10 protein-coding genes are annotated in these 14274 nt (G+C 70.6%); 5 read left to right on the forward strand and 5 right to left on the reverse strand.

What is annotated here, in order from left to right; translation table 11 throughout:
* Nucleotides 1-79 precede the first annotated feature (79 nt).
* The 5 genes from hppD to E5082_RS24800 all read left to right on the forward strand — a co-directional run bounded on the left by hppD (nucleotide 80) and on the right by E5082_RS24800 (nucleotide 8246).
* Nucleotides 80-1198 carry a 4-hydroxyphenylpyruvate dioxygenase gene (gene hppD, locus E5082_RS24780; RefSeq protein ID WP_135793460.1) on the forward strand — a complete coding sequence of 373 codons (1119 nt, stop codon included), beginning with the start codon at nucleotides 80-82 and terminating at the stop codon, nucleotides 1196-1198.
* Entirely contained in the window at nucleotides 1195-2370 is a 1176-nt protein-coding gene (locus E5082_RS24785) for an alpha-hydroxy acid oxidase (RefSeq protein ID WP_229918741.1), read from the forward strand. The genes hppD and E5082_RS24785 overlap by 4 nt, the downstream gene beginning before the upstream one ends.
* The gene (locus E5082_RS24790; protein WP_135793461.1) at nucleotides 2364-3671 is read left to right on the forward strand and encodes an aminotransferase-like domain-containing protein; all 1308 of its coding nucleotides are present in this window, start codon (nucleotides 2364-2366) and stop codon (nucleotides 3669-3671) included. The genes E5082_RS24785 and E5082_RS24790 overlap by 7 nt, the downstream gene beginning before the upstream one ends.
* Nucleotides 3671-7327: an ABC transporter ATP-binding protein gene (locus E5082_RS24795; protein WP_208766252.1), complete on the forward strand. Its 3657-nt coding sequence runs from the start codon at nucleotides 3671-3673 to the stop codon at nucleotides 7325-7327. Before E5082_RS24790 ends, E5082_RS24795 begins: the two co-directional genes overlap by 1 nt.
* 91 nt (nucleotides 7328-7418) lie before the next feature.
* Nucleotides 7419-8246: a phytanoyl-CoA dioxygenase family protein gene (locus E5082_RS24800; RefSeq protein WP_135793462.1), complete on the forward strand. Its 828-nt coding sequence runs from the start codon at nucleotides 7419-7421 to the stop codon at nucleotides 8244-8246.
* Nucleotides 8247-8258: 12 nt separating this feature from the next.
* Here E5082_RS24800 and E5082_RS33780 read toward each other — a convergent pair whose 3' ends face one another.
* The 5 genes from E5082_RS33780 to E5082_RS24815 form a co-directional block, all read right to left on the reverse strand.
* Nucleotides 8259-8750 carry a DUF6087 family protein gene (locus tag E5082_RS33780; protein WP_350881887.1) on the reverse strand — a complete coding sequence of 164 codons (492 nt, stop codon included), beginning with the start codon at nucleotides 8748-8750 and terminating at the stop codon, nucleotides 8259-8261.
* Nucleotides 8751-8819: 69 nt separating this feature from the next.
* Nucleotides 8820-8963 (reverse strand): hypothetical protein, encoded by a 144-nt coding sequence (locus E5082_RS32465; RefSeq protein WP_167514130.1) that lies wholly within the window; start codon nucleotides 8961-8963, stop codon nucleotides 8820-8822.
* A gap of 5 nt (nucleotides 8964-8968) precedes the next feature.
* Nucleotides 8969-9949 carry a thiopeptide-type bacteriocin biosynthesis protein gene (locus E5082_RS24805; RefSeq protein WP_135793463.1) on the reverse strand — a complete coding sequence of 327 codons (981 nt, stop codon included), beginning with the start codon at nucleotides 9947-9949 and terminating at the stop codon, nucleotides 8969-8971.
* Nucleotides 9931-11163, reverse strand: coding sequence for a lanthionine synthetase C family protein (locus E5082_RS24810; protein ID WP_135793464.1), 1233 nt, complete (start codon nucleotides 11161-11163; stop codon nucleotides 9931-9933). Before E5082_RS24810 ends, E5082_RS24805 begins: the two co-directional genes overlap by 19 nt.
* The gene (locus E5082_RS24815; protein ID WP_135793465.1) at nucleotides 11160-14222 is read right to left on the reverse strand and encodes a lantibiotic dehydratase; all 3063 of its coding nucleotides are present in this window, start codon (nucleotides 14220-14222) and stop codon (nucleotides 11160-11162) included. Before E5082_RS24815 ends, E5082_RS24810 begins: the two co-directional genes overlap by 4 nt.
* Nucleotides 14223-14274: the final 52 nt, after the last annotated feature.

Genomic DNA, 14274 nt, shown 5'->3' on the forward strand with positions numbered 1-14274 from the left:
CCTTCATGGATGACATGACCCGTGCCCTGGCGCTTGCCACGGGCACCTGCCGGAGCAAGAGGAAGAAGAGAGCGAACGGATGCAATACAGCCCTACAGGGGAAGGCGTACGGCTCGATCACGTCGAGTTCTTCGTGGCGGACGCGGCTGCCCATGCCGCCTCGCTGGTGGACGAGTTCGGCTTCCGCGTCTGCGGCGGCACTGGCCTCGACGACGAAAGCCCCGGACGATCCGTGGTGGTGCGCCAGGGGGACGCGGTCATCGTGCTGACACAGGGCGTGGCGGAGGAGCACCCGGCCGCCGTCTACGTCACCCGGCACGGTGACGGCGTCGGCGGGATCACGTTGCGCGTCGACGACGTACGGGCGGTCTTCACCCACGCCGTGGCCAACGGGGCCACCGTCGTCGAGGAGCCGGTGGACTTGACGGACGACGTCGTTGCGACCACCGCCGTGATCGGCGGCTTCGGCGACGTCGTGCACCGCCTGGTCCAGTCCGTGCCGGGAGCCGACGCCCGTGGCGTCCTGCTCCCCGGCTTCGAGGCGGCACGCGACATGGCTGCTCCGTCCACCGCTGAGCGAGGTGTGATCCGCGGAATCGATCACTTCGCGGTGTGTCTGCCGGCCGACGGTCTCCTCCCGGCCGCAGAGTTCTACCGGCGGGCACTCGGCTTCCGGGAGATATTCGAAGAGCGCGTCCTGGTCGGGTCCCAGGCGATGCTCTCCAAGGTCATGCAGAACGCGGCCCGCGACGTGACCTTCACCTTCCTCGAACCCGACCTGTCGGCCCAGCCGGGCCAGATCGACGCGTTCCTCAAGGATCACGGCGGGGCGGGTGTCCAACACATCGCCCTGGCCGCCCGCGACATCGTCGGCACGGTGGCGGACCTGACGGGCCACGGTATCGGCTTCCTTTCCACACCCGGCGCCTACTACGACATGCTCGGTGACCGGCTCTCGCCGAAGGCCTACACGGTGGAGCAATTGCAACAGCTGGGGATCCTGGCCGACGAGGACCACGGCGGACAGCTCTTTCAGATCTTCGCCAAGTCGACGCACCCGCGCGGGACCTTCTTCTGGGAGGTCATCGAGCGACTAGGCGCGAAGACCTTCGGCTCGCGCAACATCAAGGCCCTATACGAGGCGGTGGCCCGCGACCAGGAACAGGACCGTCCGGACCAGGAAGGCGGCCACGCGTGAGCACCCTCGACACCGCGCTGCGCGCCGAGCAGCCGCGCCTCCCGAGCAGCACCCACTGGCTGACCTCCGCCGACGCCCGACGGGCGGCCGCTTCGGTCCTGCCCCAGGGCGTGTGGGACTTCCTGGAGGGCGGAAGCGGGTCCGAGGCCACGCTCGCCGCCAACCGGGCCGCGTTCGACGACCTCTTCCTCGTGCCACGGGTCCTGGCGGACGTCTCCGGCACCCGTACGGCGGCCACGGTCCTCGGCGCTCCGGCGGCCATGCCGGTGGGTATCGCGCCCATGGCCTACCAGCGGCTGTTCCACCCCGACGGCGAGTCGGCCGCCGCACAGGCGGCGGAGACGGCTGGCGTCCCCTACGTGGCGGGGATGCTGAGCACGTACGCGCTGGAGGAGATCACCGCGGTCTGCTCGCGGACGTGGCTACAGCTGTACTGGCTGCGTGACCGTGTGCTGCTGACGGATCTGATCGACCGCGCCGAGGCAGCGGGGTGCACGGCGCTCGTCCTGACGGTGGACGTGCCGCGGATGGCGCGGCGGCTGCGGGACATGCGCAACGCCTTCACCCTGCCGCCGGATATCGTGGCGGCCAACTTCCCCGCCACCGCGACCCGTTCCGCACGTCGCGGCGAAGCCAACACCTCTGCGGTGATGGTGCACACCAGCGAGGCGTTCGACCCGACCCTGACCTGGAACGACGTGGCCTGGCTGCGCGGGCAGACCGAACTGCCCCTCGTCCTCAAGGGGGTTCTGCACCCCGAGGACGCGGCGCGCGCCGCTGGACTCGGCGTCGACGCCGTCGTGGTGTCCAACCACGGAGGCCGGCAGCTGGACGGAGCGGTGCCCGCCCTGAACGCGCTGGCCGCCGTGTGCGCAGCCGTCGAGGGCAGCACGGAAGTGTTTCTCGACGGCGGCGTGCGCGGCGGAACGGATGTACTCAAGGCGCTCGCGCTGGGGGCAACGGCGGTGCTGACGGGCCGACCCGTCCTGTGGGGTCTCTCAGCCGACGGGCAGCGCGGCGTGGAGCGCGTCCTGTCACTGCTGCGCGCCGAACTGGAGGACGCGCTGGCCCTGTCGGGTTGCGCGGACGTGTCCTGGGCGAAGGGCCTGACCGTGGTGTCGGGGAACGTGCCGCTGTCCTCGGCCTCGGTGCGCAGGGGGCCGCGATGGTGACGCCGGAGCTGTTCGCGGCCGAACTGCACTCCTCACTGACCGACGCGTCACTGTCGTCGATGAACTTCCTCAACGAGGTGGCCCAGCGGTTCCCCGAGGCGATCTCCTTCGCCGCCGGCCGGCCGCACGAGGCCAACTTCGACGTGGCGCTGATCCATGAGTACCTGGACACCTACTGTCGCCACCTCGCAGAGGCCGAGGGCCGTACCGAGGAACAAGTGCGGCGCGCCCTGTTCCAGTACGGCCGTACTAAGGGCATCATCCACGATCTGATCGCCCGCAACCTGGCGGCCGACGAGGATGTCGTCGTCGACCCCGAGTCGATCGTGGTGACCGTGGGCTGCCAGGAGGCCATGGTCCTCACCCTGCGGGCGCTGCGCCGCGACGAACGTGACGTCCTGCTGGCCGTGTCGCCGACGTACGTGGGCATCACCGGGGCGGCACGCCTGGTGGACATGCCGGTCGTGCCGGTGTCTTCCGGGGACGACGGCGTCGACCTGGACGACCTCACCGCCGTGGTGCGGCGCGTGCGCGGCGAGGGGTTGCGACCGCGCGCGTTCTACCTCGTCCCCGACTTCTCCAACCCGGCGGGCAAGAGCCTGCCGACCTCGCGACGCCGTGAGCTTCTGCGGCTCGCCGACGAGTTCGACCTGCTGTTGCTGGAGGACAATCCGTACGGGGTGTTCCGCGCGCGGGGGGAGCGGCTGCCCACGCTCAAGTCGCTGGACGCCACCCGCAGAGTGGTCTATCTCGGTTCGTTCGCCAAGACGGGCATGCCCGGCGCCCGTGTGGGGTTCGCGGTCGCGGACCAACTAGTGGGTGACGCGGCGGGCGGCGACCCAACCTTGTTCGCGGATGAACTGTCCAAGATCAAGAGCATGCTGACGGTCAACACTTCTCCCGTCGCCCAAGCGGTGATCGGCGGCAAGCTGATCGCGCACGACTACAGTCTGCTGCGCGCCAACGAGCGCGAGATCGCCACCTACGCCCGCAACCTGGCCCAGTTGCTGGACGGGCTGGAGCGCCGCTTTACCGGGCCGAGCCGCGATGCGGTGCCGCGGGTCACCTGGAACACTCCGGCCGGAGGCTTCTTCGCCGTGGTGACCGTACCCTTCGACGTCACCGACGAACTCCTGGCGCTCTCGGCGCACACGTACGGCGTGATCTGGACGCCAATGCGCCACTTCTACGACGGCGTGGGCGGCGAGCGTCAACTGCGCCTTTCCTGCAGCCTGCTGGACCCGGACACCCTTGACACGGGACTGGACAGGCTGGCCGCGTTCATCACGGACCAGGTGTGATGAGCCGAGCGAAGGAGCGGCCCGACGCCGCACCCGTGCCGGCGGACCGAGGGCTGCGCCGGCTGCTGGCCTACAGCCTGCGCCATCGCGCGACGGTCGCCGGCGCGCTCGCTGCCACGCTGCTGGCCACCGGAGCGGCGCTGCTGGTGCCGCTGATCCAGCGCACGGTGGTCGACCGGGTCGTCCTCACCCGCGAACTGGGCCTCCTGCCCTGCGTCATCGCATTGATGGCCACCGGAGTCGTGCGCTTCGCGGCGGGCGCCGGGCGGCGCTACCTAGCTGCCCGGCTCTCGTACGACGTGCAGTACGGGCTGCGCAACGACATCTTCCGTACCCTGTCGCGGCTGGACGGCGTACGTCAGGACGAGCTGCGCGCCGGGCAGCTCGTCAGCAGGGCGATCTCCGACCTGACCATGGTCCAAGGGCTGTTGATGCTCTTGCCCCATGTCCTCGCGGGTGCGCTGATGTTCCTCCTGGCGTTGGGCGTCATGGTGGTGCTCTCGCCCGCCCTGACCCTGGTCATGCTGCTGGTGCTGCCGCTCCTGCTGTTCACCGCGCTGCACAGTGACCGGCGCATGTACGGAGCGGCCACCGAGGCGCAGCAGCAGGAGGCGGTGGTCGCCGGAGTCGTGGACGCCTCCGTCGCAGGCGTCCACGTCGTCAAGGGTTTCGCGCAGGAGGCCTACGAGACACGCCGCCTCGAGGCGGCCGCGCGCCGGCTGTTCACGGCCCGCTCCCGCATCGTACGGCTCAACGGCCTGTACGGTGCGACCCTTCAGGGCCTGCCGCTGCTGGGGCAGGCCGGCGTCCTGGCCCTCGGTGGTTGGATGGCGGCCCGAGGGAGCATCTCGGTCGGCACACTCGTCGCGTTCTCCGCCTACCTCGCCGAGATGGTCGCGCCGATGCGCGGCCTCGCCGCCCTGGTGACCGGGGTCCACCAGGCGCGTGCCAGCGTCGCGCGGGTCTTCGAGGTCATCGACACCCGCGCCCTGGTCACCGAGGCACCCGGCGCGGCCGCCCTCTCACCGTCGGCACCGGCCACCGTCGAACTGGACGACGTGACCTTCGGCTACGGCTGCGGGGCGCCGGTCCTGAACGGGCTCACGTTGAGCGTCACGGCAGGGGAGACCCTCGCCCTGATCGGCCCCGCAGGTTCGGGCAAGTCGACGGTGATGGCACTGCTGACGCGTTTCTACGACGTACAGGGCGGAGCAGTGCGGGTCGGCGGCGCCGATGTGCGTGACCTGACCCTCGGCTCACTGCGGTCCGCGTTCGGGCTGGTGCCCGAGCACAGTTTCCTGTTCTCCGGCACCATCCGGGAGAACATCGCCTACGGCCGGCCCGACGCTGGCGACGAGGAGGTGCGCGCGGCGGCTCGTGCCGCGGGAGCCGACCTGTTCGTGTCGGCCCTGCCCGGAGGGTACGGCACGCCCGTCGGCGAGCGGGGGCTGTCGCTGTCCGGCGGCCAGCGACAGCGCCTCGCGCTTGCCCGGGCGCTGCTCGTCGAGCCTCGTATCCTGCTGCTCGACGACGCCACGTCGCAGGTGGACCCGCACACCGAGGCCGAGATCCACCAGGCGCTGCGGGACGTCACCCGCGGCCGTACCACCGTGCTCGTCGCGCGCCGCCGCTCCAGCATCGCGTTGGCCGACCGCGTCGCCGTGCTCGACGAGGGGCGGCTCGTGGACGTGGGGACCCACAGCGAGCTCATGGCCCGCTGCGCCCGCTACCGTGTCCTGCTCGCGCAGCAGGAGGAGCCGGCGCCCGCACCGATGCCGACGACTCCCGACCCCGTGCCGTCGCCGGCGGAGTCCGAGCCGGTGGCCGCGGGAGCCCCCGGCGACACCCTGCCGTCGCACCCCGAGGCCCGCGCGCCGGCCGGGCTCACCGGAGCGGCAGTCGCCCCCGCCCTGCGGCCCGAACCGGACTACGGCCCAGCCCAGTTGCTGCGGCCCTTCAGGGTGGCCCTCGCCGTCGGTGCACTGCTGGTGGTGCTCGACGCCCTGAGCGGTGTCTTCTTCCCGCTGTTCATCCGGGGCGGGATCGACGACGGGGTCCGGCAGGCGGCCACGGGGACCGTCCTGGGCATGGCGCTGGCGGCCGGTGCCGTCGTCGTCGTGGGCTGGGGGATCAGTTTCGCGCAGATCCGCGTCAACGGTGCCACAGGCGAGCGCATCCGCTATTTCCTGAGGCTGCGGGCCTTCGCCCATCTGCACCGGCTCGACCTCCAGTACTACGAACGCGAGGCGGCCGGGCGGACAATGACCCGGCTGACCAGCGACGTGGAGGCCGTGGCCTCGTTCGCGCAGACCGGCTTCGCCACAGCCGCCGTCAGCGTCCTGTCGATGCTCGGCATGCTGGTGCTGCTGTTCTCCCTGGACTGGCCGCTGGCCCTGGTGGCGTGTGGGGCCGTTCCGGTCCTGCTGCTGGTGACCTTCCTGTTCCGGCCCGCCTCGGCCAGAGCGTACGACGCGGCGCGGGAGCAGGCCGGCGTGGTCAACTCCCTGCTGCGCGAGAGCACCGAAGGACTGCGCCTGGCCCAGTCCTTCGGCCGTACCGGCGTCGACGCCGCACGTTTCGGACAGCACGCTGACGTGTACCGCGCGGCCCGTCTCAGAGCGCAGCGCCTCATGGCGCTGTACTTCGGACTTGTGGAGTTCCTGCCCGAAGCGGTCGCCTCCTGCGTACTGGTAATCGGCGCGAGCCGCGTGGTGCACGGCGCCGTCTCGGTGGGCACCCTTGTCGTCCTGCTGCTGTACGTGTCGGCGTTCTTCGCCGCCTTGCTGCAACTGGCCCAGGTCCTCGACGGATATCAGCAGTCAGCGACCAGCTTCCGCCGCATCCAGGAGCTGTTCCGCGACCCGGCGGGCACCTCGCAGGCGGCCACGCCCCTCGTGGTGGAACGACTCGCCGGGCACATCGAGTTCCATGACGTCCGCTTCCGCTACCGGGGCGCGCACCGCGACGCCGTGGCGGGGATCGACCTCACCGTCCCGGCGGGGCAGTGCCTCGCGGTGGTCGGTGCGACAGGGGCGGGTAAATCGACCCTCGTCAAGCTCGTGGCGCGGTACTACGACGCGACGTCGGGCACCGTGCGCGTGGACGGGTACGACGTGTGCGAGCTGGACAGCACCGCGTACCGGAAGCGCCTCGGCGTCGTCCCCCAGGAGAGCCACCTGCACGAGGGCACGGTCGGGGAAGCCATCGCCTACGGCCGCCCCGACGCGAGCGGCACCGAGGTCGAGGCCGCGGCTCGGGCGGTCGGAGCGCACGACGTGCTCTCCCGACTGCCCGGCGGCTACGCGCACCCGGTCACCGAAGGCGGACGGAGCCTCTCCGCGGGGGAACGCCAGCTGATCGCCCTGGCCCGGGCCCAGCTGATCGCACCGGACGTACTCATCCTTGACGAGGCGACATCCGCCCTCGACCCGGCCACCGAGGGGGCCGTGTCGGATGCGATCGGCAGGCTCAGCGCCGGCCGCACCGCGCTGATCGTCGCCCACCGCCCGGACACGGCGGCACGAGCGGACCGCGTCGTCCTCGTTGACAGCGGTCGCATCGTCGCCTCGGGCACGCACCAGGAACTGATGGCGGAGGAACGCTACGCCCGGCTGTGGCAGCACGAGGCACGCGCCCACGCACCCGCCGTCCCATGACCCTGCTTCATCCTGCCCGTCGCAAGACGCCGACGACCTCTCCCGAGCATCGCAAGATCTGGGAACCGACGAACGAAAGAGGAGTACCTTCATGACCGTTTCCACCCTCGTGGGCACGCCACTGACCGAGTTGAAATCGGCCTATGACAAGCACGGGCACTGCCCGCTGCCTTACCGCTTCACCGAGGACTCCGTCGAACTGCTGCGCCGCCGTGTGGCCCGCATCAGCGCTCAGGTCAGGCCCGAAGTAGTGCACGAGAAGGACAAGGACACCGTAAGGGCCATACACGGCTGCCATGAGTTCGACGACGTGTGCCGGGCCCTGGTGAGCCACCCGGTGCTCGTGGAACTGGCCGAGACTCTGACCGGCGGCCCGGTGTACGTCTACCAGTTCAAGGTCAACCTGAAGCAGGCACGCGAAGGCACGGCCTGGCCGTGGCACCAGGACTACGCGTTCTGGAGCGAGGAAGACGGCATGCCTCGCCCCGACGCCGTCAACTTCGCTCTCCCGCTGGACGATGTCCATGAGGAAAATGGCCCGTTGATGGTGATCCCCGGCTCGCACGACCTGGGCCTGTTCGACCTGCCCGACCGCTCGGAGCGGACCTCGGATTGGCGCAAGCACGTCTCCAACGATCTCGCTTACACGGTGAGCACGGAGCGTGCCGAGCGGATGTTCGAGGAGCGGGGAAAGGTCCCCATCCTGGGTGGCGCGGGCTCCCTGCACGCGTTCCACCCCAGCATCGTCCATTCGTCGTCCAGCAACCGTTCCGCCGACCGGCGTGCGTTGCTGCTGATCACCTATAACGCGGTTAACAACGCTCCGGCCAACCCCACGCGCCCTCGGTTCTTGGTCGGCCGGGACACGACGCCGGTCGTGGCCCGTGATGACGAGCGGCTTGTCCTGGAGACCGCGTGACCCGCGGGTTGATCAGGCGGTGGGGGACCGCAATGAGGCGCCTCTTGCGGAGCGTGGCGGAACCGGTGTGCTGCCCTGTCTGCATTTCCGTCTACGCCCGGGGCCTGCGTCCACCCAGCCACTGAAAGGAGTGGTGGGACTTCTGCCAAGCCTGGCGTCCCAACAGCCTGGAGGGCCGGGGAGCGGCAGTTGTAAGACGAGGATCGTCGGCCAGTATGGCTCGGGCGTCTCCGGGAGACGCCCGAATACTGGCAGCGGTACCCGCTCGGCTCGCGCCGTCGTGTCCCCGCCGGTTTCGGCGGTCGCCGCGTGACGGTCCAATGCCGCTCCGGACGGCACCCACGCCTGCCCGTCCCACACCTCGACACCGCGGGGCGCGTCCGGGGCGACGTGCGCGCCCCGCAGTTCGCCCGCGAGAGGCGCCGGACGCTGCTCCCCGACGCGGGGGCGCCGCGCGTCCCGCCGGGCGGCCCAGTTCTCCAGGGGTTCGTCCTGCTCGGCCATGCCGTGCCCTTCTCTTCCTCGTCCGCCGGTTCAGTCTGCCCGTATCCGGCTGCCCGGAGACCGGCGCCGTCAGAACGTCGCAGTCCACCCGTCCCGGCTCAACGTGGTCTCTCCTCCCGGCGCGATGGTGACCTGCGCCCCGTACCCGGGGAGTTCGCCGCGCTGCAGCCACCGCCAGCGGATGTTGCCGTCGACAATGGGAATCCTGTGCATGGGCCCTATTCTCCGTCGCCGCCGTGCAGGATCGCAGCTCTCGCTGCCCAAGCCAGGATGCTCTGCCCGCGCATGGAAAATCCGAGCCGGTTCCAATGGAAGATCACGTGGTAGCTGAGCACCTGTCGCAGCCCGCGATCCAGTGACCCGTTCTGGACGCCGTGGGCGAGTGCTTGGCCGGCGCTACGGAACGCGGCGGCCCATTCGGTAACGGATTCCAGCGGCCCCCCGTAGCGCAGCAGGGCGTCGCTATCGGCGAGAAGGAGGGTACGGATCTCGCAGGCTCGGGCGTCGAGTCGTTCCGCTGGAACGTCGCTGATGGCCGAGCGGTGTTCCGTCGTGACGACGCGGTCCCAGACATCGCCCTGCTCGTACCACTCCAGCCGGGCGGCGCGCATCATGATCGTGCACAGCAGGACGGAGAGTTCCCTGGGCCCGACGGTGAGATCGTGGCGCTGGCGCAACTGCTGGATCTCGCGGCTGTCGGTGACGAACAGGGCGTGCGCGGCCGTCATGCTGGTCTTCCCGCCAAACGCAGGAGTCTCGGGTTCGTAGATGCTGGGCCACCAGCGCTGAAGGTGTCCGTCGGAGACGAGGCGGTCGAAGCCGGCGCCGATGGCCGGCTTGGCGCCGCCTACCGGCTGGACCTGGAGGCGCAGACGCCAGCAGGGGTGTTTTCTGGTGTACCACCAGCCGTCGGTGGCCGCTTCGCGCAGGATGGGCAGGACGTGCGTGGTGAAGGTGGTGTCGGCGTTCTGCCAGTCGGTGAAGTGGAGGTATGTCTGCCACCAGTCGGTGGTGGCCGCGTGGCGGGCCAGCGCTTCCCGGCCAGCCTGGTCATAGACAGCGATCGCGTCGGAGAGGACCACGGGGTCCATCCGGTACTGCTGGGATGCGTCGGCGAGCGACAGGCCGGTGAGGACGGCGAGGACGGCGTGCTGCGTCGGGCTTGACTCGGTTGCCTCAGTCAGTTGATCAAGAGACATGCGTCCCATCCAGTGGTCGGTGCCTGCTGAGAGGCGAAGGTGGTGAGGGCGAGCGCGGTGCCGGCGGCGCCGTTGATCAGGCCGGGAGCCGATGAGGGGCAGGGCTGGCCGGATGCGATGAGGGCGTCACCAAGGCGTTTAGCGAGGTTGTGCAGCCGCGGGTCGAGCGCGTCTGCGGCTGCTCGGTGAGCGGTCTGATAGATGCCCGCCCATCCGTGGCAGAGGCCGTTGTCGGTGACCAGGGCGAGTTGCGCGGGATCCGACAAAGCCCTGTGCAGGGCGTCCTCGTAGAACTTCTGGAGCGTGGGTGAGCGCAGGGCGATCCCCGCGAGCTGGCCGGCCCGTGCGATGCCTGTCGTGCCGTAGCACCAGCTCGGACGGGTGGGGGCGTCATGGTGGGGGTGTCCGCGGTCGAGATCGCGCCGCGAGATGTGTTCGGGCCACCAAGGGCCGGATTCATCGTGCTGGCACCAGGCGTCGAGGTGCTCGCAGATGGTGAACATGGCGTCCTGGTGGCCATGGACGGTGATGCCGTGGCGCATGGCCTGGGCCAGGAGGAGGAGCGGGCCGGTAATGCCATGCGCGGCACCGAAGTTGCCGTGTCCGCCGGGGAAGTGGGGGGACTCGCCGCGCCCCGGGTCGTGACGGACCCACCAGCCGGGAAGCCCCCGGCCGGTGAGGGCGAGCGGCCGGGTCAGGGCGACGAGGTACTGCAAGATCCTCTGCAGGGCTGGGCCTTCGGGCTCGGTGCGCAGGAGGTAGGCGCCGATCCCCGTGAGGCCGTAGAAGAGGTCGTACTCCGCGAAGGACGGCAAGTCCCCCCTGCCGATGCGGGCGAGCGCGGCGTCCGCCCGGCGGTTGGCGAGGTCTGTGATGTGCTGGTGCAGGATCGTGTGCGCTGAGGCGTACAGATGCTGGTAGGCCGGAGGGACGGCGCTAAGGAGGAAGCCGACGGCCGGGGCGCCGAGGAACAGGCCCGTCTGGTCGGCCGCGCTGATGGGCCTGGACGCCGCGCTCGTGATCCACCGGTGGGCGGAAAGCCAGGAACCGCCGTACCGGCTGGCCGTCTCGATGTGCAGCAGGCTGATTCCGGCGGCGCCGTCGGCGAGCGATTGCACTGCCCAGGGCTCCTCCGGGGGCGGGGGAGGGGGTTCTGCCAGATGAGCGGTGTACTGCTTCAGGAACGCTGCGGCGGTGGTAGCCAGTGTGGTCATCGGGCCCCCATCCGGTGCTGGCGGGCCGCCGTTCGCACGAGCCGGATCGTGGTTTCCTCGGCGCGTGGATCGACGCCCAGAGCCCGGACGTGGTGCTGGTGCAGCAGCGATCGGGCGACGTCGAGCGGCTCACGCTCACTGGTCAAGACCGTCCGGTAGGTGTGCACGGCCGCGGTGCGGGACCGCCACGCTTCGGTGACCTGTGGGCCGCCGGGGAGGGCCGCGAGCGCGTAGGTACCGTTCTGCGAGGCAAGTTCCAGTACCTGGCTGCGCAGGGTCCGGCTTAACCGTCCGGTGCCCTGGGGGAGGTTGCGCACCAGCCACTCTTCGGCCGCCGCAGAGTCCGGTGCCAGAGGGGTGACGAGGCGCAGGGCGCTGGCGGCGGCGAGAGCCTGCGGGGCGAAGGCGTCGGTGCGCTCGGTGAGCTGGATCTGCGCGAGAGCGGCGGCGGAGTCCGCGGCGAACACCTGGTGTGCGGTGTCCATGGTTGCCTCGCTGCCGAAGCGCCCGGTCTGCGGCTGGTACGGGGCCAGGACGAGACCGGACGCCAGACCAGTCCTGTGCAGGCTGTCCGCCCAGGTGCGGACGCGACGTGCGCCGGCCCCGTGCGCGTCTGGCGGCAGGTGCAGGGTGAGGTCGAGGTGCTGGTCGGCGTCCGGCCGGGCCATCTCTCGGTGGCGGGTGAACCACCAGGTCGGCGGCTCGTCTCCGAACGCGGCGAGCAAGTGGGGGAGGTGGTGGCTAAGGATCTCGTCGTAGCGGCGCGGATGGGCGTGGAGCTGCGCGAGAAGGACGCCGCCGGCCCCCGGGAAGTGTCTCCCGGTTGCCGTCGCCGCCAGGCGCGGCCGGGGCACGTAGGGGGTGTCCGGCTCGGTCCGGCCCAGGGAGAGCCAGATCTCGTGTGCCCGCCCGATCCAGCCGTGGGCGTTTGTGTCCGGGACCTCGCGCAGCTCCACGCGCCGGGCGTTGTCGAGGTGGGCACGTAGGACCCGTAGTTGGACCGGGTGGGACAGGTCGAGGGGGAGGCGCTGGTCGTACTCGATCACGGCGACCTGCATCGGGACTCGCAGCCGCTCCCGCCAGGTGGTGAAGGCGTCCTCCCACTCCTGCCGCGGAGCTTTGCGGCCGGGCAGGTCGTCGGCCATCAGCAGCCATCGGGCTTGCGTGAGGATGGTGCGGCGGTAGCGGACCCGGGGGAGGAACGGGAGCCGGGAGCCGGCGCCGAAGTCGAACGGCTTGTAGGCGGCGTACCGCCCGTGTGCCACCTCGGCGAGGAACCGTGCCAGCGGCGGGGTCTGGGTTCCGCCTTCCAGGGCGTGCAGGACCCGCACGTCGATGCGCCGCCCGGTGGAAAGCTGCACGAGGTGGAAGCTGCGCGGGTCGGCGGTGACGGCGATGTCGGCCAGCCGGATTGTTGTCTCGTGGCTCTCTTGGTGGCCAGACAGCTCGATGATGTGCGGCAGGAGTCGCGGTGTGCGGGTGACGTTCTCGTTGCGGTGCCGGCGCGGCGGGAACACGAGCTGCGCCGTCAGGCCGTCCGGTGCCCCGCTGTAGGTGGCGGCGAGGGCGTCTTGATGCTCGGGCGGCAGGATGTGGGCGAACCGGCCCGCCATGCTGCTGCCGGGGCGGGGCGCCGCGGTGAGCAGGAGGTTGAAGGTGCCGTTGGACAGCGCCCGGGTGCTGGGGGAGTGGACCTCGAAGGCGGCCTCCACTCGGGGCACGAACAGCCGCTCGTCCGTTCCGGCGGCCTTCTCCAATGCGTGCACCATGTCGTCGGTCAGCCGTAGTTCGTCGCGGCCGTCGAGGAGGACCTGCTGCATCAGCGCGAGTAGCAGGTCGTCGCGGTCGGTGCGTACCTTCATGGCGGCACCGCGTTCGGAGCCGACGTATCCGGCGGGCAGCCCGAGACCGCTGTCGGCGACCAGGTCCATCACCGGCACCAGGGCGCCGACGCCGTACCGGGCCCGCAAGCGGCGGTGATAGTCGCGCCAGTGCTGGTAGCCATAGGGCTGTGGGGTGGTCCGGTAGAGGGCCGACACGGCTGCCTGCGCTTCCGCGATCACGGCCGGCGGGAGCTGGGTCTCGCAGTCGAGGGCGGTGTCAATGAGCAGCGGTGTCGGCGTGACGGTGGTGAGGGCGCGCATCCCCGTGGCGATGGCACTCACGCTGGCGTCGGAGAGCGTCGGCTGGTGGGCGGACAGGTCGTCGCGCAGGGCGTACAGCGCGTGGACCAGGTCCCGCACCTCGGGGACGCTGTCCGCCTGGTGCCGTTCCAGTTCGCGGCACAGGTGCTGGAAGGCGTCCACGGTGGTCATGGGCGCCCAGAGGCTAGTGACGAGGAACTGCTGCTCGACCAGGCTGTTGAGCAGTGCGTCGATCTTCTCCGGGGTGGTCCGTGAGAAGCGGTCGCGCAGGTGGCTGTGGAGGTCGCCGTAGAGGATGAGGGCGCGGGCCGCGTCCAGGGCGGCGGCCACCGGTCGGGCGTTGCGGACGGATATCTCGACCGGGGCCAGGAGGAGGGCATGGCCGTCGGAGGGCGGGCCCGGCGCCACGAGCCGATCACCGCGGGCGCGGGCGGTGTTGTTGGCGACGAGGGGAAGCCGCTTCAGTAATGCGGGGGTGCGTTGGAGCCGAAGGACCAGGTCCGTGACCCACTCGGAGTCCGGCCGGATCAGCACGCGGTGCTTGTCGCGCCACCGCGCGCTCGTACGGGGCCCGACGGTCATCGGGGCGGTGCCGGCGAACAGGCCGAGTGGGGTCGGTCGGTGCTGCCACCGAAGGAGGTAGGAGACGGTCGACAGCGCGGTGCGGCGGACGTGGCGAGGCTCAGTCTGCCGGCCCTGGATGGCTGCCTCGATGGCGTCGGATAGGACGGGGGTGGCCAGCTCCAGCGCGCTGCGGAAGTCCTCGCGCTGCCAGATGCGGTTCAGCCATCCGCGGGTGACGGCCACGTTGTCCAGGTCGAGGGTGCGGGGGATGTCTGCCGGCCCGGGGCTGGTGGTGGCGCGCAGCATCGCAACGCCTTGCCACAGGTATCCGGCGGCTGCTCGGGAAGCCATGAGGCCCTTCCATGAGACGGCGCGGGAGGGGAGAGGGGCCTGTGGGCCGGGC

Origin of the sequence: Streptomyces griseoluteus (genome assembly GCF_004784465.1) — a bacterium.
GTDB lineage: Bacteria > Actinomycetota > Actinomycetes > Streptomycetales > Streptomycetaceae > Streptomyces > Streptomyces griseoluteus.